This is a genomic window from Cronobacter malonaticus LMG 23826, from assembly GCF_001277215.2.
GTDB classification, from domain to species: Bacteria; Pseudomonadota; Gammaproteobacteria; order Enterobacterales; family Enterobacteriaceae; genus Cronobacter; species Cronobacter malonaticus.
In genome coordinates, this window is the sequence record NZ_CP013940.1 from 3,457,385 (window position 1) to 3,477,284 (window position 19,900).

General features: G+C 55.1%; 16 protein-coding genes and 1 other annotated feature (1 of these 17 only partly in view). Of the genes, 5 read left to right on the forward strand and 11 right to left on the reverse strand.

Translation table 11 applies throughout. From position 1 onward, the window contains the following. Positions 1-199: 199 nt before the first annotated feature. Positions 200-2,305, reverse strand: a complete 2,106-nt coding sequence (locus AFK66_RS16230; protein ID WP_038882588.1) for a glycoside hydrolase family 18 protein — start codon at positions 2,303-2,305, stop codon at positions 200-202. Positions 2,306-2,706: 401 nt separating this feature from the next. Here AFK66_RS16230 and AFK66_RS16235 point away from each other — a divergent pair, with 401 nt between their 5' ends. After that, positions 2,707-3,153, forward strand: a complete 447-nt coding sequence (locus AFK66_RS16235) for a winged helix-turn-helix domain-containing protein (protein ID WP_007781744.1) — start codon at positions 2,707-2,709, stop codon at positions 3,151-3,153. A gap of 21 nt (positions 3,154-3,174) precedes the next feature. After that, positions 3,175-3,714, forward strand: a complete 540-nt coding sequence (locus tag AFK66_RS16240; RefSeq protein WP_007790576.1) for a glycoside hydrolase family 108 protein — start codon at positions 3,175-3,177, stop codon at positions 3,712-3,714. A 47-nt stretch (positions 3,715-3,761) separates the two neighbouring features. On the opposite strand, the gene AFK66_RS16245 is transcribed toward AFK66_RS16240, so the two are convergent. The 4 genes from AFK66_RS16245 to dnaK all read right to left on the reverse strand — a co-directional run bounded on the left by AFK66_RS16245 (position 3,762) and on the right by dnaK (position 8,643). Then, on the reverse strand, positions 3,762-4,100 hold the full coding sequence (locus tag AFK66_RS16245; protein WP_007781738.1) for a phage holin family protein: 339 nt from the start codon (positions 4,098-4,100) through the stop codon (positions 3,762-3,764). Positions 4,101-4,284: 184 nt separating this feature from the next. Continuing rightward, positions 4,285-5,232, reverse strand: coding sequence for a LysR family transcriptional regulator (locus AFK66_RS16250; protein ID WP_032980607.1), 948 nt, complete (start codon positions 5,230-5,232; stop codon positions 4,285-4,287). Positions 5,233-5,502: 270 nt separating this feature from the next. Continuing rightward, on the reverse strand, positions 5,503-6,642 hold the full coding sequence (gene dnaJ, locus AFK66_RS16255; protein WP_007781636.1) for a molecular chaperone DnaJ: 1,140 nt from the start codon (positions 6,640-6,642) through the stop codon (positions 5,503-5,505). An 84-nt stretch (positions 6,643-6,726) separates the two neighbouring features. Further along, the gene (gene dnaK / locus AFK66_RS16260) at positions 6,727-8,643 is read right to left on the reverse strand and encodes a molecular chaperone DnaK (RefSeq protein WP_004386269.1); all 1,917 of its coding nucleotides are present in this window, start codon (positions 8,641-8,643) and stop codon (positions 6,727-6,729) included. Positions 8,644-8,935: 292 nt separating this feature from the next. On the opposite strand from dnaK, the gene satP reads away from it, so the two are divergent. Next, positions 8,936-9,502: an acetate uptake transporter gene (gene satP, locus AFK66_RS16265; RefSeq protein ID WP_032967835.1), complete on the forward strand. Its 567-nt coding sequence runs from the start codon at positions 8,936-8,938 to the stop codon at positions 9,500-9,502. Positions 9,503-9,559: 57 nt separating this feature from the next. On the opposite strand, the gene AFK66_RS16270 is transcribed toward satP, so the two are convergent. From AFK66_RS16270 to tal, 3 genes are all read right to left on the reverse strand, one after another. After that, positions 9,560-10,861 carry an MFS transporter gene (locus AFK66_RS16270; RefSeq protein ID WP_007781630.1) on the reverse strand — a complete coding sequence of 434 codons (1,302 nt, stop codon included), beginning with the start codon at positions 10,859-10,861 and terminating at the stop codon, positions 9,560-9,562. A 127-nt stretch (positions 10,862-10,988) separates the two neighbouring features. Then, positions 10,989-11,576 (reverse strand): molybdopterin adenylyltransferase, encoded by a 588-nt coding sequence (mog, locus tag AFK66_RS16275; protein WP_007781628.1) that lies wholly within the window; start codon positions 11,574-11,576, stop codon positions 10,989-10,991. Between the two features lie 108 nt (positions 11,577-11,684). Further along, positions 11,685-12,638, reverse strand: coding sequence for a transaldolase (tal, locus tag AFK66_RS16280; RefSeq protein WP_004386273.1), 954 nt, complete (start codon positions 12,636-12,638; stop codon positions 11,685-11,687). 205 nt (positions 12,639-12,843) lie between these two features. Here tal and AFK66_RS16285 point away from each other — a divergent pair, with 205 nt between their 5' ends. Together AFK66_RS16285 and yaaA are read left to right on the forward strand one after the other, a co-directional pair. Beyond that, complete coding sequence (locus AFK66_RS16285) at positions 12,844-14,268, forward strand: alanine/glycine:cation symporter family protein (protein WP_007781622.1); 1,425 nt, start codon at positions 12,844-12,846, stop codon at positions 14,266-14,268. A 78-nt stretch (positions 14,269-14,346) separates the two neighbouring features. Continuing rightward, positions 14,347-15,120, forward strand: coding sequence for a peroxide stress protein YaaA (gene yaaA / locus AFK66_RS16290; RefSeq protein WP_007781619.1), 774 nt, complete (start codon positions 14,347-14,349; stop codon positions 15,118-15,120). Positions 15,121-15,171: 51 nt separating this feature from the next. Here the strand turns inward: yaaA and thrC are convergent, their stop codons facing one another. The 3 genes from thrC to thrA are packed head-to-tail and all read right to left on the reverse strand — an operon-like array spanning position 15,172 to position 19,858. Beyond that, a complete protein-coding gene (thrC, locus tag AFK66_RS16295; RefSeq protein WP_007781616.1) occupies positions 15,172-16,461 on the reverse strand; it encodes a threonine synthase in 1,290 nt (429 codons plus the stop codon). 3 nt (positions 16,462-16,464) lie between these two features. Further along, positions 16,465-17,394, reverse strand: a complete 930-nt coding sequence (thrB, locus tag AFK66_RS16300) for a homoserine kinase (protein WP_007781610.1) — start codon at positions 17,392-17,394, stop codon at positions 16,465-16,467. Position 17,395: 1 nt separating this feature from the next. Next, positions 17,396-19,858, reverse strand: a complete 2,463-nt coding sequence (gene thrA / locus AFK66_RS16305) for a bifunctional aspartate kinase/homoserine dehydrogenase I (RefSeq protein ID WP_032967834.1) — start codon at positions 19,856-19,858, stop codon at positions 17,396-17,398. 25 nt (positions 19,859-19,883) lie between these two features. Beyond that, positions 19,884-19,900 (reverse strand) — a sequence feature (Thr leader region) (it continues 101 nt past the right edge of the window).

A 19,900-nucleotide genomic window follows, 5' to 3' on the forward strand; every position in this document is an offset into this window, starting at 1 on the left:
ACTTACTTATTCAGGGTATAAGGATAGCGGTCTTTACTCATCGGAAAAGCAGTTTATTCTGGGTAAAAAACTCGATTAAAACGAAATGAAAGGCATTTAGCGGAGTAAGACATAAAAAAAGCCCCGGTGATCCTTATCCGGGGCCAGAATACCGCTCAACAACGGGCAGAGCGGCAAATTTCATCGTGAAGCCAGACGCTCAATACGTCCCAATATCGGTCCAGACCTGATAAGGCCCGCTGTTGAGATCGGGCTGTTCACCCTGGGAGTACCAGTTCACCTGGTAGTTATGCCCTTTCCAGCTGACCTTCTCAAAGGTCCCCCATTTCGCACCATAAATGGTACTGGCGTTCCACAGCGGATAAGGCGCGTTGCCGGTATCCGGGGTCGGGGTCGGGGTCGGGGTTGGAGTTGGAGTCGGGGTCGGTTCAGGTGTCGGCTCCGGCGTGGGTTCAGGCGTCGGCGTCGGGGTATCGCCGCCAGCCGATGCATTACCCGGCACGGCGGTCACGACAAAACGCTGCTGCGAAGAAGGCTCGTTTTTGCTGTCGCGCACAAACAGCGTGAACTGGTACTCGGTGCTCTGGGTGACAACCGGCACGTCAAACTCAATCACGGCGGCGCTCTTATCCGCCACGGTGATCGTTGACGGCACGCCCCAGCTGAAACTCAGCGCGTCGTTGTCGTCATCATGCGACGCCTCGCCGGAGAGCTGAATACGCGAACCGCCGACTACACGTAGCTGAATCGCCGCCACAGGCGCATGGTTCACCGTCGGTTGCGGCTCGCTGTCGCTGCTACTGTTATCCGGCTCAGAAACGTTAATGCCTTCGAAGTAGAACGGCTTCATATCGATAGTCTGAGTCTGGATTTCATAACCCAGCCCTTCACGGGCGGCATTCACCAGCACGCCGTTATCCTGGTCAATCGTCCAGGTGAACAACCCGCCGAGGTTACGCGATGCGGCATACTGGCCTTTGGCTTTGACCGAACGCGGCGTATCGAGCGACATAAAGAGTTTGCTTTGCGGGTTATACAGGTAATCTGCATTCGCGACTTTATCGGTATAGACGTTAAAACCGTTACGCCCTTTCTGGTTCTCCAGATCCAGGTAGTTGTAAATGGTGTCATACCATTCGGTGCTGCCGGATTCGAAGGTCCCGGTAGTCGTGCCATTGCCCGGAGAATAAGATCCTTTCAGCGGTGAAAAGCTTTCAATCACTGCATTGCGGCCGTTACGGGTATAACCGGCGTAACCGATGTTAATACGGTCGGACGGGAAGCCTTCGGCAATCAGATAATCCACGACCGCCTCGATACTCCAGCCACCCGCGGTGAGCGGCGTCAGGTTGGTATGGTGCGTTAGCGTGTCGGCCCACGGCGTGCCAAAAAAGTCATAGGTCATAACGTTGATGGCGTACAGACCGGCATCCAGCAGCGCTTTAACGTTGGAATACTCCAGCGTAGACACAACAGCTGAGCTGGCAATTGAGATTTTGACATCGCTGCGCCCTGCCGCGCTGAGCTGCTTCTTCAGTTCAGCGATAAGCAGCGCATAGTTCGCGCCATCTTCCGGGCCATGCGGGTTGCCGTTGCCTTCCGCGTTCGGGTATTCCCAGTCGATATCTACTTCGCTGAACATCGGGAACTGTTTGAACAGTTTCACCACGCCTGCGGCGAAAGTTTTGCGTGAGGAGTCGGTTTTCGACATCTCATGGAAGCCGTTACTCATGGTCCAGCCGCCGATACTCATCGACAGCACCAGATTGTGCCCCTGCTGCTTCGCTTTTTGCTGCAAATCGCGCAGACCGCCCAACAGGCCTTTACTGGTCGCCTGGGTTACCGTTGCCGGATCGATATCCCAGCCGCTGGTCGTATGTCCGCAGTTAACGTAAGACTGGAAATCGCCCCACGGATCGAGAAAGGTCGGTTCGTTGGTGTTTTTATTGGTCTGGCGCGCAGCGTTTTCGATGGTGTACTGCTTTTCGCCTTTGTCACCGACGATCCCCAGGAAACCGAAAACGATTTTGTCATAGGCGGTAGGCGATACCTTCGCCAGATCATAGCCGCGGCCGCGGTTAGCGGGGCTGTCATCGCCCTGTAAACGCCCATCGTATTGCGACCAGTCGGTATAATAGCCAAACACTTTTGGTTTATTAGCAGCCTTATATTTGTTATATACCGGTTTCGCCACGCGGGCTGCAGTATAACTGTATTTTTCAGTTTCGCTTGCTGGAGTAAAGCCATCGGCGGCGTTACTGGTTTCGGTCAGGTTGTCACTCTGAATTAATTTACTTGTAGCCATGTTTATTTTCCTTCGTGAAAAGTGAGTGCAGTACTTTCTGCGCTAACTATCATGATCGGCCACTTTCTATTCCTCCAGTCACAATAAATAAAAATAACCTAATAAAACAAAAAAGATTGGAATGGTGCTTTAAAAAGAATGAAAAAAATACATCTTTTCCATTTTTTATTAGTAAATTCAAAAGTTTGAAAAGCTATATATCATACACTAAAAATTAAACGGTCGTTAATTCCAACTTAAAAGATATTTAAAAAGCCATTAAAATCGTGATCCAGATTGCCGTTTCGTTAAATAAAAAAATATTTTTATTCTATTCTGTGGAAATTAATTAAGCATCTCCCTACGCTTAAAAGCGCCAGAAAACCTCCCGCCATATATTGATATCTGTTCACAGGTGATATATGAAAAGTTATCTGATCAACCATAATTGCATTTTCTCTGAGGCTAATAACGAATTAAAAAATACTGATAACGCATGTGTCGTTAAAATGACCACCATGCGAGCACGATGCTTAAGTTTTATTATTGAAAACGCTAAAAACGGCGTGATTGAAAAGCAGCAAATCGCCGCTGTCTTGTGGGGAAATCGTGGCCAGTTCATCAGTGACGCGAACCTGACGCAGGTGCTCTATCTGCTTCGCCGGGATTTACGCACCCTCGGCATCAACGATTTTTTTGTCACCATCCCCAAGCTCGGCATCAAAGTCAACGATGATGTGCCGGTCGACATTCTGACCGAAGAAAAAAAGAAAAAGCCTAAACGCGCGTTCTGGACGGTAGCGGTCTTTGCCGTGTTTGTCCTCTGCGTCCTGACGCTTTTGACTCTGACGGATGTGAGTAACCCCTAATCTCTGTTGCGAGGAATCACTATGAATCCTGTCATTGATGGAATCCTGAATATTGAAGGGAGCTATGTGAATCATCCGGCCGATCGCGGTGGCCCTACCAAATGGGGAATTACCGAGAAGACGGCAAGAGCACATGGTTATCAAGGAGATATGCGCGATCTAAGCCGCGAAGAAGCTTACCGTATTCTGGAGGAAGATTACTGGACCGCGCCTGGTTTTGACCGGGTCGCGCAATATTCGCTACCGGTTGCATTTGAGCTGTGTGAGGCAGGTACGAATATCGGTCCTGCTGTCCCTGCGCGCTGGTTGCAGCGCTGGCTGAATGTGTTTAACCGCCAGCAGAACATTTACCAAGACTTAACGGTAGATGGTGTTATCGGCAAAAACACGCTCAATGCGCTCAAGGAGTACCTCGATTATCGTGGCAAGGAGGGTGAAGGCGTACTGGTCAAAGCGCTGAACTGCACACAAGGTGATTACTATCTGGAGATTACGGAAAAGCGGGAGGCGAACGAGGCATTTATCTATGGCTGGTTACGTGAACGAATCACGCTCTCCTGACCTGTTCTGTAAAAAAGCCCGCTATTACCAGCGGGCTTTTTCTGTACTTATTTTAATAAAGAGGCACCGCTCAGGAAGTTTTTCACCTTCTCACTCAGCACCCGCAATATCGGCGTGGCAAATACACCGCCCAGGCCCGCGACCATCAGTACCATATTAAAACTCATGTTGCGATCGATTGCCGCTACGCTCAACAGAAAAGCGGTAAAGCATGAGATAGCTATTTGAGCCAGACAATCCATGATGTCCTTATGGGTCTCATTCCTTTCACGCTTCATCAGATAACTGACGAAACCGCCCCATCCGCCGATGGCGATAATCGTTAATAAGATTTCCAGTTCAACCAGAACCAGTTTTGGCGTTGCGATATGCGCTGCAATAGACATAATAAACCTCGGTAATAAATGGACGATAAACAAATACGCCGTCTGGCGATGCGATAAAGTTAGCAACCTAACCAGTAGCATGCGAATCATTTAATCTCACGGTCCCTACCGCAGGCTTATTTTTAGACTGACTGTGTTTTTTATAAAATGTGTATTCTCATGTGATTTACAGGTATGCGAGAAACTATTTACGGTAATTGATAAGAGTTTGCAGCATTGCGATAACATCTCTGTTCTGATCGCGTTGCGGGTTACTGCGGTACCAGCTGGCATAAACTTTAATTATTTCAAACTCTATCGTGTCGGGAAGATTAATCAATGCGATCCGATACCGTCCCTGATTCTTAAAAAAGCGCGCTATTTTCTCTGGTAAAACTGTAATCATCGATGAGTTTTCAATAATGCTTAATAAACCATTTATTGAATCTGTATTATATCCGATAGAAAATTGATTATTAAAAAATGAGGTATTTTCATTATTAATGATATCTTTTTTTAGCCTTGGGGTTATCGCATACGGGTGATAAACGGCATGCCGCGAGGTGAAAAGATTCGCGAGCGTTAACTGCTGTAACTCACAAAGCGGGTTTTGATCGTGGCAGACCGCCGTATAACACCGGTATTGATCAAGAACGATCTGCTCGATATCCGGGTCGCTGCAATAATCGCTGGTTATCAGCAAATCGCATTTCCCGCTCTTTAGATCGTTGATTCTCCTCGAATGATCTTTCCCTACGGCTGAAGTGTAATACAAACGGAAACGCTCAAACATTTCCATATCAAACAGTTGCGAAATGTAGTACTGCTCACTCACATCCTCACCCATGATTTTCATTTCGCACCAGGGTGCCAGTCTGGTTTCGCGTTCAAAGGTGGCGTCAATCATATCCAGCACCCTGCTATAGGCCCGATGAATCTGATGGGCGCGTGGCGTCGGTGTCAGGCCCTCACGGGTACGAATAAAGAGTTCTTCGCTATAGGTTTGCTGAAGGCGTTGAATAGCGAGTGTAATAGCGGCGGGAGTGACCTGAAGTTGCCGGGAAGCGCGAGTAGCATTACCCGCTGTAATCACCGCATCAAGGACTTTGATTAGGTTATAATCAAACTCTTTGACACCATTCTTCTTCTTCATATCGCAGAGTGTCCTGGCGCCAGGGAAAGGTAACAAAATATAAGCTCCGGCGGCCTCTGGCAAAATCAATTTATCTATGTAGTCATCGCGCTTATCTAAAATAGCGGCATGAACCACACTATTTTTTCATTGGCTGGTTAGGGGCAGCAGGCAGATGTTAATATTCGTTTTACTGCTATTTATTATGATTAAGTAAAAGCTGAGCATAAAAAAAGCCTGAAGCGGCTAATACCGTTTCAGGCTAATCTAATACTCGTTAAAACCGAATGGTTAACGGGTCAAATCATCAAAGAACTTTTTCACGCCATCGAAGAAGCTTTTAGAGCGCGGGCTGTTTTTCTCACCGGTAGGGCCGCCGAAACTTTCCTGCAGCTCCTGCAGCAGCGCTTTCTGACGATCGTTGAGGCCCACTGGCGTTTCCACCACGACACGGCACAGTAAATCACCCTGCGCGCCGCCACGAACCGATTTCACGCCTTTACCGCGCATGCGGAACAGCTTACCGGTCTGGGTTTCGCTCGGCACTTTCAGCATTACGCGGCCGTCCAGCGTCGGTACTTCAATCTCACCGCCGAGCGCCGCCATCGCAAAGTTGATTGGCACCTCGCAGTAGAGATTATTGCCTTCGCGCTCGAAGATCGGGTGCTGTTTCACCTGCACCTGAACGTACAGATCGCCTGCCGGCGCGCCCTGCTCGCCCGCTTCTCCTTCGCCAGCCAGACGGATGCGGTCGCCGGTATCCACGCCCGCCGGGATTTTCACCGACAGCGTTTTGGTTTTCTCAATACGGCCATGACCGTGGCAGTTATTGCACGGATCTTTAATCAGCGTACCGCGGCCCTGACAGTGTGGACAGGTCTGCTGTACGGCGAAAAAGCCCTGGCGCATCTGTACCTGGCCTGCGCCATGACAGGTCGGACAGGTCTGCGGCTGGCTGCCCGGTTTGGCACCGTTACCGTGGCAGACTTCACACTCTTCCAGCGTCGGGATACGAATTTCTTTCGTCACGCCCCGAACCGCTTCTTCAAGCGTCAGCTCCATGTTGTAGCGTAAATCCGCGCCGCGGGAGGCGCGACGGCCGCGTCCGCCGCCAAAGATATCGCCGAAGACATCGCCAAAAATATCGCTGAAGTCTGCGCCATTACCAAAACCGCCGCCGAAACCGCCGCCGCCCATACCGCCCTGTTCAAAGGCCGCGTGGCCGTACTGATCGTAGGCGGCACGCTTCTGCGCATCGGTGAGGATTTCGTAAGCTTCTTTAATCTCTTTGAATTTGGCTTCGGCCTCTTTATCACCCTGGTTACGGTCCGGGTGAAATTTCATGGCCAGGCGCTTATACGCCTTTTTTATTTCACGTTCGTCCGCCGTTTTCGGGACGCCTAAAATTTCGTAATAGTCTTTCTTCGCCATGTTTTATCTGCCCCTGACATGCGTGCACGGGCGTGGAGAAACTCCTACGCCCGTGCCAGTGTTATCTACCCTGCATCAGGGCGATTATTTTTTGTCTTTAACTTCTTCGAACTCAGCGTCAACGACGTCGTCATCTTTCGCATTGTTCGCAGAAGCGTCAGCGGAGCCTGCCTGCTGCTGAGCATGCTGCTGCTGAGCGATTTCCATCAGCTTCTGGGAAACCTGCGCCAGCGCCTGCATTTTCGCTTCGATATCCGCTTTGTCTTCGCCTTTCAGGGACGCTTCCAGCGCGCTCAGAGCAGATTCGATAGCGGTTTTGTCATCAGCAGGCAGTTTGTCGCCTGCTTCTTCAACCTGCTTACGGGTGCTGTGCACCAGGTGATCCGCCTGGTTACGGGTCTGCACCAGCTCTTCGAACTTACGGTCAGCTTCGGCGTTCGCTTCTGCTTCACGCACCATTTTCTGGATTTCTTCTTCATTCAGACCAGAAGAAGCCTTGATGGTGATTTTCTGTTCTTTACCGCTGTTTTTGTCTTTCGCAGACACGTGCAGAATACCGTCGGCGTCGATGTCGAAGGTGACTTCGATTTGCGGCATACCGCGCGGCGCCGGGTTAATGCCATCCAGGTTGAACTGACCCAGAGACTTGTTATCCGCAGCGCGTTTACGCTCACCCTGCAGCACATGGATGGTCACGGCAGACTGGTTGTCTTCTGCGGTGGAGAACACCTGGCTGTGCTTGGTCGGGATCGTGGTGTTTTTGGTGATGAGCGGGGTCATCACGCCACCCATGGTTTCGATACCCAGAGACAGCGGGGTTACGTCCAGCAGCAGTACGTCTTTCACGTCGCCGGTCAGTACGCCGCCCTGAACCGCTGCGCCGATAGCCACAGCTTCGTCCGGGTTAACGTCTTTACGCGGCTCTTTACCGAAGAACTCAGCCACTTTCTTCTGAACCATCGGCATACGGGTCTGACCGCCGACCAGGATAACGTCGTTGATGTCAGAAACCGACAGGCCAGCATCCTGCAGTGCGACTTTCAGCGGCTCGATAGAACGGTTTACCAGGTCTTCCACCAGGCTTTCCAGTTTCGCGCGAGTCACTTTGATGTTCATGTGTTTCGGACCGGTCGCATCTGCGGTGATGTACGGCAGGTTCACGTCGGTCTGCTGCGCAGAGGAAAGCTCGATTTTCGCTTTTTCTGCGGCTTCTTTCAGACGCTGCATCGCCAGCGGGTCGTTACGCAGGTCGATACCCTGATCTTTCTTGAACTCTTCTACCAGATAGTTGATCAGGCGGCTGTCGAAGTCTTCACCACCCAGGTGGGTGTCACCGTTGGTCGCCAGAACTTCGAAGGTTTTTTCGCCGTCAACTTCATCGATTTCGATGATAGAGATATCGAACGTACCACCACCCAGGTCATAGACCGCGATGGTGCGGTTGCCGGTTTCTTTATCAAGACCGTAAGCCAGCGCAGCGGCGGTCGGTTCGTTGATGATACGTTTTACTTCCAGACCCGCGATACGGCCGGCGTCTTTGGTCGCCTGACGCTGCGCGTCGTTGAAGTAAGCCGGAACGGTAATGACCGCTTCAGTCACCGGCTCGCCCAGGTAATCCTCGGCGGTTTTCTTCATTTTTTTCAGCACTTCCGCAGAGATCTGCGGCGGCGCCATTTTCTGGCCTTTCACATCCAGCCAGGCATCGCCGTTGTCAGCGGAAATGATTTTGTACGGCATGATAGACACGTCGCGCTGGACTTCTTCGTCCTGGAAGCGGCGGCCGATCAGGCGTTTAATCGCAAACAGGGTGTTCTGCGGGTTAGTCACTGCCTGACGTTTAGCCGGCTGACCTACCAGAGTTTCACCATCCTGAGTGTATGCAATGATTGAAGGCGTGGTGCGATCGCCTTCCGCATTTTCCAGCACGCGAGCCTGAGTGCCATCCATAATCGCTACACAAGAGTTGGTTGTACCCAGGTCAATACCAATAATTTTACCCATCTAAACGTCTCCACTAAAAAATCGTCATCATGTGGTATGAACCTGTTATGCGGGCTAACGGTGGGGATTCAACCGTCCACCGCCCTTTTTTTTCAGGCTCATCCTTTGCGGTTGACTACAAGATGGGGTCGGCTTGTCCGCCATCAAGGGGCAATACGCAAAATTTTTTTATTTTCTCCCCTCCGGGATCATAGACGGCGCGAAACGGCCTGATTATGATGCCGCGCCCCGCCACGGAAGATAACGTACGGGGCGTTACTTTTTGCAAATTTTCTTATTCTTTTGAGGGTTTATGGGCAACATTAAGTTGGCTAATCCGGCCCCCCTGGGGTTAATGGGCTTTGGTATGACTACCATTCTGCTCAATCTGCACAACATCGGGATGTTCCCGCTGGACGGCATTATTCTGGCGATGGGGATTTTCTATGGCGGTATCGCGCAAATTTTTGCCGGTCTGCTGGAATATAAAAAAGGCAATACCTTCGGCTTAACGGCGTTTACGTCCTATGGTTCGTTCTGGCTGACGCTGGTCGCTATTCTGCTGCTGCCGAAAATGGGCCTGGCGGACGCGGCCAACGGGCATTTCCTCGGCGTTTACTTAGGCATCTGGGGCGTGTTCACGCTCTTTATGTTCTTTGGCACGCTGGGTAGCGCCCGCATGCTGCAGTTTGTGTTCCTGAGCCTGACGGTGCTGTTTGCGCTGCTGGCAATCGGTCATCTGCTGGATAACGAAAGCATCGTACATATCGCAGGCTGGATTGGCCTGGTGTGCGGCGCCAGCGCTATCTGGCTGGCGATGGGCGAAGTGCTGAACGAACAGTATGGCCGTACCGTACTGCCGATCGGCGAGAAACGCTGATTTATCCGACGTCGTGCCTGCGGGCACGACGTCGCTTCTTTATTATTCCTGCCTGAACTAAGGCTGCGCCGCTACCGCGCTCCGGCCTTCAACCTGCCGCTTTCGGCCAAGCCACACGCCTAGCCCAAGCCCCATGACGGAAAGCGCCAGCACATACCACGCGGGTGCCATCGGCGAGACGCCCATCAGCATTGTCACCGCGACAGGCGTTAGCCCACCAAAAATGGCATATGCCACGTTGTAGGAGAATGAAATGCCGGTAAAGCGCACTTCGGCCGGGAACGCGCGCACCATCACGAACGGGACGGCCCCCACCACGCCGACGCACAGCCCCACCAGCCCGTAGAGAAGAAAAAGCTGCTCAGGGTGCGGGCCGGAAAGGTGATAAAACGCCCAGCTGGTGGCCGCCAGCAGCACGCTGCCGACAATAAACGTCCGGCTTGCGCCGAAGCGGTCTGCGGCAAGCCCGGCCAGCAGGCAACCGACGCAGAGCATCATCGTCGCGATGCTATTAGCCTGTAACGTTACCGCGGGCGCAAAGCCGTACTGTTTTTGCAGCCACACCGGCGACATCAGGATCACAACCACAATCCCCGCCGAGAGCAGCCAGGTCAGCAGCATTGAAATCACCACCGCCTGACGATGCTTCACCACCACGGCTTTCACCGGCAGCTCCTGCGCCAGCGCCTTGCGCTGCTGCATCTCAAGGAAAATCGGCGTCTCCTGGAGCCAGCGGCGCAGATACATCGCCACCAGCCCAAACGCGCCGCCGAGCAGGAAAGGAATACGCCAGCCGCCGTCATGAATGGCCTGCTGCGTCATGCTGGTGTTGATAATCGTGGCGACGACGGAGCCGAGCAGAATGCCCACAGTCAGCCCCGCCGTCAGCGTGCCACAGGCGATGCCAATGCGTTTTTCCGGCACATGTTCCGCCACAAACACCCACGCGCCGGGCACCTCGCCGCCAATCGCCGCGCCCTGTAAAATACGCATCAGCAGCAGCAACACCGGTGCGGCGATACCCATCGCGGCGTAATCCGGCAGCAAGCCTATCAGCAGCGTCGGCACAGCCATAAGCAGGATGCTCAGGGTAAACATCTTTTTGCGCCCGACCAGATCGCCAAAGTGGGCCATGATAATGCCGCCAAGCGGCCGCGCCAGATAGCCCGCGGCGAAGATCCCAAACGTCTGCACCTGGCGAAGCCATTCCGGGATATCCGGCGGGAAAAAAAGCTCCCCTACCACCGCCGCGAAAAAGACGAAGATAATGAAATCGTAGAATTCCAGCGCGCCGCCAAGGGCCGCCAGCGTCAGGGTTTTATAATCCTGACGATTGAGAGGGCGTGTTTGCTGTTCCATAACGAACCGTTTGTAAAGAGGTGGGCGTGAATTAGCTTACTGCAAAAACGTAAACTAAAAGTGACTATATCGTTAAATCACGAACACGCCACGCTCAACGGGCCTTTATGCCAGGAACAACAAATAATCAGTTTTTTACGTCGCGAATTGCGCTTTTGGGGCGAAATGCCGCTACCACGTTGGCGTTAGTCTCAACGTAAGGGCCATCCAGCAGCTGGATGCAGTACGGCACGCTGGCAAATATTCCTGCCACTTTGACCTTGCCCTGCTCATCTTTCAGCCCTTCGAGCGTCTCCTGAATGGATTTTGGCTGGCCGGGAAGATTAAGGATCAGCGCCTGCTTGCGGATGACGCCCACCTGGCGCGACAGAATCGCCGTCGGCACAAAGTTCAGGCTTATCTGGCGCATCTGCTCGCCGAAGCCCGGCATTTCACGGTCGGCGATAGCGAGCGTAGCGTCCGGCGTCACATCGCGACGCGCGGGGCCGGTGCCGCCAGTGGTCAGCACCAGGTGGCAGCCCATTTCATCCACCAGTTCGCAGAGCGTCTGTTCAATCAGCGGCTGCTCGTCAGGCACCAGACGTGTCTCCAGCACAAACGGGGTCGTCAGCGCCAGCGTAAGCCACGCCTCGAGCGCCGGGATGCCTTTATCCTGATAAACACCGCTGGAAGCGCGGTCAGAAACTGAAACTAAGCCTATGCGTAACGTATCCATATCATTTCCGAAAATCAGTGCAGTTTTGCGAAATGATACACGCCAGCGCGGTTTGCAGACAGGGAGGGAGTGCAAGAAACGTGGCCGGCGGAACCGGCCACGGAAGGATTACAGCAGTTCTTCGACCATTTTTTCCAGTTTTTCCTGGTCAATGGCGAACTTGCGGATACCGTCCGCCAGTTTGTCCACCGCCATCGGATCCTGGTTGTGCTCCCAGAAGAACTGGGATTCGGTCAGACGCGCCGGGCGCGCTTTCACTTCGCCGTTGAAAGCCAGTTTGCGCTCAACCGCACCTTCGCTTTCCGCCAGCTCTTTCAGGAGCGCAGGCGCGATGGTCAGACGGTCGCAGCCCGCCAGCTCAAGGATTTCACCGACGTTACGGAAGCTTGCGCCCATCACCACGGTTTCATAGCCGTGCTGTTTGTAGTACTGGTAGATTTCCGTCACAGACACCACGCCCGGATCTTCCTGCGGCGCGTACTCTTTCTTGTCGGTGTTGGCTTTGTACCAGTCGAGGATACGGCCCACGAACGGAGAGATCAGATACACGCCCGCTTCTGCGCACGCACGCGCCTGCGCGAAGGAGAACAGCAGGGTCAGGTTACAGTTAATGCCTTCTTTTTCCAGCTGTTCCGCCGCGCGGATACCCTGCCACGTGGAAGCCAGTTTGATCAGGATGCGATCGTTGCTGATGCCGGCGTCGTTGTAGAGTTTAATCAGGCGCTTGGCTTTGGCGATGCTGCCTTCGGTGTCATAGGACAGACGCGCGTCCACTTCGGTAGAGATACGGCCAGGGATAAGCTTCAGGATTTCCAGACCGATATTCACTGCCAGTTTGTCGGTGGCGTCCACGACCTGCTGCGCGCGGTCGCTGCTCTGGCTTTTCGCCCAGGTCACCGCGTCGTCAATCAGTTTACGGTATTCAGGGATCTGTGCGGCGTTGAGGATCAGAGAAGGGTTAGTCGTGGCATCCTGCGGCTGGTACAGCTTCATCGCCGCGATATCTCCAGTGTCAGCAACCACGGTTGTGAACTGACGAAGGGAGGTCAATTTATCCGTCATGATAGTGTTTCTCTTTTGAACTACGTGTCAGGGAATGTAATCGGTCTGCGGTGATGATATCACGAGACTTTTCGAGCGCAACCGGGGCAATCGCGTCGTTGGCATGTGATAAACTGCTTTTATTTCAGGCTCTGCGCTTTCATGGAAGGCATGTCGGCATCCCCGCCGCAGGCGATAAGCCAGAGCTACGCTGCGAGGAACAGGCATGTCGGATTTTCTGTTATTTATCAGCGAAATATTATGGGAATCAGCGATGCTGTACCTGCTCGCGGGCGCGGGTCTCTGGTTCTCCTGGCGCACGCGGTACATTCAGTTTCGTTATTTGCGTTATTTCCCGCGCGCGTTAAGCCGCAGCCTGCGCCCTTCCGGCAGCGGGCTGACGGCGTTTGAGGCGCTCTGCACCAGCATCGCCGCGCGCGTCGGCAGCGGCAATATCGCGGGCGTCGCGTTCGCCATTATCAGCGGCGGGCCGGGCGCGGTATTCTGGATGTGGGTCGCAGGCCTTATCGGCATGGCGACGTCTTTTGCCGAAAGCTCACTGGGACAGCTTTATAAAGGGCGCGACAGAGACGGTTATTTCCGCGGCGGCCCGGCCTGGTATATGGAGCGGGGGCTTGGTATGCGCTGGATGGGCGTGCTCTTTTCCCTGTTTTTAATCTTCACTTTCGGACTTCTCTTTAACGCCGCTCAGGCAGGCGCGCTCTCAAAAGCGCTCAGCAACGCGCTTACCCTTCCGGTTATTGCCAGCAGCGGAGTGCTGGCATTGTGTCTGCTGCCGATGCTGGTGCTCAGCTTTAACCGCGTGGCGCGCCTGATGCGTTTTGCCGTACCGCCGATTGCAGGCATCTGGATTATCACGGCACTGGTGGTGATGGTGATGCACATCACCGCGCTGCCCGAAATTCTTTGGATGATTGTTCGTAGCGCGTTTGGCTGGCATGAAGCCGCCGCCGGTGCCACCGGCTGGACAATAAGCCAGGCGCTGACCAGCGGTTTTCAGCGCGGCATGTTCTCCAACGAAGCGGGCATGGGCGCGTCGCCTAATGCGGCGGCGGCCGCCAACTCATGGCCGCCCCACCCCGCCGCGCAGGGCATCGTGCAGATGATCGGCGTGTTTATCGACACGCTGGTTATCTGTTCGTCCACCGCGTTTATCGTGCTGCTGGCGAACCCTTCTCCGGCGGCGACCGACGGGCTGAAGCTCGCGCGCGAATCGCTGGGGCTGCTCGCAGGCCCCTGGGCGAAAGATCTGGTGGCGGGTGTGATTGTGCTGTTCGCGTTTATCTCCATCGTCGCCAATTACGCCTACGCCGAAAACAACCTGGTGTTTTTGCGCCGCTATACGCCGCCATACCGCTGGCTGCTGCGCGCGGCGGTAATCGCGATGGTGTTCGCCGGGCCGTTTCTGAACCTGCCGCTGCTGCGCCAGGTCGCCGAAGTGGCGATGGCGTTAATGGCGGTCATGAATCTCACCGCCATTCTGCTACTCTCACCGGTGGTAAAGTGTATTGCCGATGACTACCTGCGCCAGCGCAAACTGGGGCTGAAGCCGGTGTTCAACTCTGACCGCTACCCGGAGATAGCGCGTCAGGTGGAGCCGGAAGTCTGGCGCAGCGCGCCGCTGGAGTAAACACTTTCAATCGCAGCCATTGGTTCACTTTGCGGCGTTCTTTGGTAGAGTTTCGGGAAAACCAAGAAAGGAAACGTCATGCTGATTCTTATTTCCCCCGCCAAGACGCTGGATTACCAGAGTCCGCTTGCCACGACACGTTACACGCAGCCCGAACTGCTCGATCACGCACAACAGTTGATTGATGTGGCTCGCCGCTTAACTGATGAAGAGATAGCCTCTCTCATGAGCATCAGCAGCAAGCTGGCGTCGCTGAACGCCACCCGCTTTAATGACTGGCAGCCGGATTTCACGCCGGATAACGCCCGTCAGGCGATTCTGGCGTTTAAAGGCGATGTCTACACTGGCCTGCAGGCGGAAACCTTCAGCGACGCGGATTTCGACTTCGCCCAGCAACACCTGCGGATGCTCTCCGGGCTTTACGGCGTGCTGCGCCCGCTCGATCTGATGCAGCCGTACCGTCTGGAGATGGGCACGCGGCTCGCTACCCCAAAAGGCAAAGATCTTTACAGCTTCTGGGGCGAGACGATCACCCAAAAACTCAACGAGGCGATCGCCGCCCAGGGCGATAACGTGGTGGTGAATCTGGCGTCAGATGAATATTTCAGAGCAGTGAAGCCTGCGAAACTGAACGCGGAAATCATCAAGCCGGTGTTCCTCGATGAGAAGAACGGCAAGTTTAAAGTCATCAGCTTCTACGCCAAAAAAGCGCGCGGCCTGATGAGCCGTTACATCATTGAACATCGCCTGACGAAGCCGGAACAGCTTACGGCGTTCGACAGCGAAGGTTACTTCTTTGATGAAGCGTCCTCCGCGGGCAACGAACTGGTGTTTAAGCGCCACGAGCAATAAAAAAACCGCCTGCGAAACAGGCGGCTTTTCCCTTCATTCAGTCTGCGCCGCTTACGGCGCTTTGCTCATCATCAGTTCACGCAGCGCGGCGAAATCCGCTGGCAGCGAATGCGACAGCAGCGGCAGATCGACGCGCTCGGCAAGCTCAGACGGAAGCTCCAGCGTTTCGCCAAGCACGGCTTCCACGCTCTCTTTGAATTTCGCCGGGTGCGCGGTGCCGAGGAACAGCCCGTACTCGCCAGGGCGCAGTTGATCGCGCAGCGCGCGGTACGCCACCGCCGCGTGCGGCTCAGACAGATACCCCAGCTCGCGCAGTTCGCGCATGGTCGCCTTCGTGGTTTCATCGTCGATGGTCGCCACACCCAGTTCGTTAAGACGCCAGATTTTACGGCGGAAGAGTTCTTCCACGCGCGGCCAGTTGTTCGGCTGTGACACATCCATGGCGTTCGAGAGCGTCGCGACCGTCGCATTCGGCAGCCACTCGCCGTGTTGCAGGAAACGCGGCACGGTGTCGTTGGCGTTGGTGGCGGCGATAAAGCGCTTCACCGGCAGCCCGGCGGATTTCGCGAGCAGCCCGGCGGTGAGATCGCCGAAGTTGCCGCTCGGCACCGATACCACCAGCTGGTTGCGGGCTTCCTGCGGCAGTTGCGCGACAGCCTCAAAGTAGTAGCAGATCTGCGCCAGCAGGCGACTGATGTTAATGGAGTTAGCGGAGTTCAGGCCGAGTTTCGCTTTCAGCTCTTCGTCATCAAACGCCTGTTTCACCAGCGCCTGGCAGGCGTCGAAATCGCCGTCGATAGCGACCGTTTCAATATTGCCGCCAAGCGTGCAGAACAGTTTTTCCTGCAGCGGGCTGATTTTGCCGCGTGGATAGAGGATAACCACCTGCACGTTTTTCAGGCCGTAAAACGCGTGGGCCACCGCCGCCCCCGTGTCGCCGGACGTTGCGGTCAGAATGGTCACCGGTTTATCGCCGCTGATTTGCGTCAGCATCTGCGCCATAAAACGGCCGCCGAAATCTTTGAACGCCAGCGTCGGGCCGTGGAACAGCTCCAGACAGCCGATATCTTCCGTTACCTGGCTTACCGGTGCCGGGAAGGTGAACGCCTTTTCCACGCGCTGACGCAGCGTGTCCGCCGGGATTTCATCGCCAATATAAGCGGAGAGAATTTTGCTGCTGCGGGAGACAAAATCCATTTCCAGCATTTCATCGATCTCAGTCAGACTGAATTCCGGCAAATCGTGCGGGAAAAACAGCCCCTGATTTTTACCCAGTCCCTGCGTGACGGCCTGCGCAAAGCTGACCTGCTCGTTATGATCTTTCAGATTATAAAGTTTCATGCGTTATCCCAGTACTCGTGCGCCAGCCGTGTCGAGACGGCAAATATGTACAAAGCCTTCCTGATTTTGCAGATAGTGCTGCTTCAGCCACTCTGCCACCCGCTGCGCGGTGTCGGTTTTATCGCAGACCGCGAACAGCGTTGGGCCGGAGCCGGAGATCCCGCAGGCGAGCGCCCCGGTCTCCAGCGCCGCCTGGCGCGCCTCGCTAAAGCCCGGCAGCAGTTTTGTGCGGTAAGGCTCGGCGATGACGTCACGCATCAGTTTAGCGGCAAGCTGCGGCTGGCGCGTATGGCAGGCGTGAATAAAGCCCGCCAGATAACGCCCGTGGCTGATGCAATCCTGACGGCGATACTGCGCCGGTAAAATCGCCCGCGCCTCGGCGGTGGAGACTTTAATGCCCGGATATGCCATTACCCACAGCCACTCGTCAAAACACGGCACCGGCTGGCTGATAATGTTGTTTTCTTCCAGCATCAGCTGCAGCCCGCCCAGAAAACAGGGCGCGACATTATCGTAATGAATGCTGCCGGAGATGCGTCCTTCCAGCTCGCCCATCAGCGTCAGCAGGCGGTCGTCGCTAAGCGGCTTACCGCAAAATTCGTTCATCGCCATCAGGCCCGCGACCACGGAGCAGGCGCTGGAGCCAAGCCCGGAGCCTATCGGCATATTCTTCTCAAGCGTCATGGCGACCGGCACGGTTTTGCCGATCTCCTGACAAAAACGCTCCCAGCACTGCCAGGCGATATTTTCGCGCGGCTCGGCGGGCAGCTTGCTGACAAAGCGCCCGGTGTTGGTCAGCGAAAATTCCGCCGCCGCTTCCACCGTTACGCAGTCGCCCAACAGCTCGCCATTTACCGGCGACACCGCCGCGCCTAATACGTCAAACCCCACGCTGACGTTGCCAATGGAGGCCGGGGCATACACTTTAACCATCTTAAACTCCTAACTTCCATGACAGGGTGCGCAGCAGATCGGCGAACACGCCCGCCGCCGTGACATCATTCCCGGCGCCGTAACCGCGCAGCACCAGCGGCAGCGGCTGATAGTAACGGCTGTAGAACGCCAGCGCGTTCTCGCCGTTTTTCACTTTATAGAGCGGATCGTTGCCGTCAACGGCGGCGATCTTCACGCGGCAGACGCCATCTTCTTCAATGGTGCCGATATAACGCAGCACTTTGCCTTCATCGCGGGCCTGCGCCACGCGGGCGGCGAACTCGTCGTCCAGTTGCGGCAGACGCGCCATAAAGCTTTCGGTATCGCCGCTGTCATCAAAGCTTTCCGGCAGCACCGGCTCAATAACGATATCGCTAAGCTCAAGATGGCGGCCTGTTTCGCGCGCCAGGATCAGCAGTTTACGCGCCACATCCATGCCGGAGAGATCGTCGCGCGGGTCCGGCTCGGTATAGCCCATTTTGCGCGCCATCGTGGTTGCTTCAGAAAGGCTCATGCCCTCATCCAGCTTACCGAAGATAAAAGAGAGCGAACCGGAGAGAATACCCGCGAAGCGTTGCAGCTCATCGCCCGCATTCAACAGGTTTTGCAGGTTTTCGATAACCGGCAGCCCCGCGCCAACGTTGGTGTCGTAGAGGAATTTACGGCGCGACGCGGCGGCGGCGTGGCGCAACTGGTGGTAGTACGCCATCGACGAGGTGTTGGCCTTTTTATTCGGCGTCACGACGTGAAAGCCTTCACGCAGGAAGTCGGCATATTGATCTGCCACCGCCTGGTTAGACGTACAGTCGACAATCACCGGGTTCAGCAGGTGATACTCTTTCACCAGACGGATCAGGCGGCCAAGATTGAACGGCTCGTTGGCTTCTTCCAGCGCCGCGCGCCAGTTCTCAAGATCGAGACCGTGAACGTTGGTCAGCAAGGCGCGGGAATTCGCAACACCGCAGACGCGCAGATCGATATGCTTCTGCTTGAGCCACGCCTGCTGGCGCTTAAGCTGCTCCAGCAGCGCGCCGCCAACACCGCCGACGCCTATCACAAACACTTCAATCACCTGATCGGTGTTAAACAACATCTGGTGCGTGACGCGCACGCCGGTGGTGGCGTCATCATTACTCACCACCACAGAGATAGAGCGCTCTGACGAGCCTTGTGCGATCGCCACGATGTTAATGTTGGCGCGGGCAAGCGCCGCGAAGAATTTGGCGGAGATGCCGCGCAGCGTGCGCATGCCGTCGCCCACCACCGAGATAATCGCCAGGCGCTCCATAATAGAAAGCGGCTCCAGCAGCCCTTCTTTCAGTTCCAGATAGAATTCATCTTCCATTGCCCGCTGCGCGCGGGCGCAGTCGCTTTGCGGCACGCAGAAGCTGATGCTGTATTCTGACGACGACTGGGTGATCAGCACCACCGAGATCCCGGCGCGGGACATAGTCGCGAATACGCGCGCTGCCATCCCCACCATGCCTTTCATGCCGGGGCCGGAGACGTTAAACATCGCCATATTGTTCAGGTTGCTGATGCCTTTCACCGGCAGGCCGTCTTCATCGCTGGACGCGCCAATCAGCGTGCCTGGCGCCTGCGGATTACCGGTATTTTTAATCAGACAAGGGATCTGGAACTGGGCGATGGGGGTGATGGTGCGGGGGTGAAGAACTTTAGCGCCGAAGTAGGAAAGCTCCATGGCTTCCTGATAGGACATCGACTTCAGGAGCCTCGCGTCCGGAACCTGGCGCGGGTCGCAGGTGTAAACGCCGTCGACGTCGGTCCAGATCTCGCAACAGTCGGCGCGCAGGCACGCCGCCAGCACCGCGGCGGAGTAGTCAGAGCCGTTACGCCCGAGCACGACCAGTTCACCTTTATCGTTCCCGGCGGTGAAACCGGCCATCAGGATCATGTGATCCGCCGGAATTTTGCTGGCCGCGATGCGGCGAGTGGATTCGGCGATATCGACCGTGGATTCAAGGTAATGGCCGACCGCGAGCAGTTTTTCTACCGGGTCGATGATCGTGACTTTATGGCCACGCGCTTCCAGCAGCGCCGACATAATAGCGATCGACAATTTTTCGCCGCGGCAAATCAGCGCCGCGTTGATGCTGTCCGGGCACTGGCCGAGCAGGCTGATGCCGTGCAGCACATGTTTAATCTGGGCGAACTCCTGATCCACCAGCGCTTTCATCTGCGCGTACGGAAATCCAGGCTGGGCGTCGCTGAGGCCTTTCAGCAGTTCGGCAAAAATACGTTCGGCATCGCTGATATTCGGCAGGGCATCCTGACCACTGATGGTCTTTTCAATCATTGCCACCAGGTGGTTGGTGATTTTTGCGGGGGCAGAAAGAACGGTCGCTACCTGCCCCTGCCTGGCATTGCTCTCCAGAATGTCGGCGACACGCATAAAGCGCTCTGCGTTCGCGACCGATGTACCGCCGAATTTCAACACTCGCATTGTTGTTACCCCTTGATTTTATGCCGAAAAAAAAGCCCGCAC

Coding starts and splice junctions, on each gene's coding strand:
- AFK66_RS16230 (WP_038882588.1), bottom strand. CDS start 2,305: ATGGCTACAAGTAAATTAATTCAGAGTGACAACCTGACCGAAACCAGT.
- AFK66_RS16235 (WP_007781744.1), top strand. CDS start 2,707: ATGAAAAGTTATCTGATCAACCATAATTGCATTTTCTCTGAGGCTAAT.
- AFK66_RS16240 (WP_007790576.1), top strand. CDS start 3,175: ATGAATCCTGTCATTGATGGAATCCTGAATATTGAAGGGAGCTATGTG.
- AFK66_RS16245 (WP_007781738.1), bottom strand. CDS start 4,100: ATGTCTATTGCAGCGCATATCGCAACGCCAAAACTGGTTCTGGTTGAA.
- AFK66_RS16250 (WP_032980607.1), bottom strand. CDS start 5,232: ATGAAGAAGAAGAATGGTGTCAAAGAGTTTGATTATAACCTAATCAAA.
- dnaJ (WP_007781636.1), bottom strand. CDS start 6,642: ATGGCGAAGAAAGACTATTACGAAATTTTAGGCGTCCCGAAAACGGCG.
- dnaK (WP_004386269.1), bottom strand. CDS start 8,643: ATGGGTAAAATTATTGGTATTGACCTGGGTACAACCAACTCTTGTGTA.
- satP (WP_032967835.1), top strand. CDS start 8,936: ATGGGCAACATTAAGTTGGCTAATCCGGCCCCCCTGGGGTTAATGGGC.
- AFK66_RS16270 (WP_007781630.1), bottom strand. CDS start 10,861: ATGGAACAGCAAACACGCCCTCTCAATCGTCAGGATTATAAAACCCTG.
- mog (WP_007781628.1), bottom strand. CDS start 11,576: ATGGATACGTTACGCATAGGCTTAGTTTCAGTTTCTGACCGCGCTTCC.
- tal (WP_004386273.1), bottom strand. CDS start 12,638: ATGACGGATAAATTGACCTCCCTTCGTCAGTTCACAACCGTGGTTGCT.
- AFK66_RS16285 (WP_007781622.1), top strand. CDS start 12,844: ATGTCGGATTTTCTGTTATTTATCAGCGAAATATTATGGGAATCAGCG.
- yaaA (WP_007781619.1), top strand. CDS start 14,347: ATGCTGATTCTTATTTCCCCCGCCAAGACGCTGGATTACCAGAGTCCG.
- thrC (WP_007781616.1), bottom strand. CDS start 16,461: ATGAAACTTTATAATCTGAAAGATCATAACGAGCAGGTCAGCTTTGCG.
- thrB (WP_007781610.1), bottom strand. CDS start 17,394: ATGGTTAAAGTGTATGCCCCGGCCTCCATTGGCAACGTCAGCGTGGGG.
- thrA (WP_032967834.1), bottom strand. CDS start 19,858: ATGCGAGTGTTGAAATTCGGCGGTACATCGGTCGCGAACGCAGAGCGC.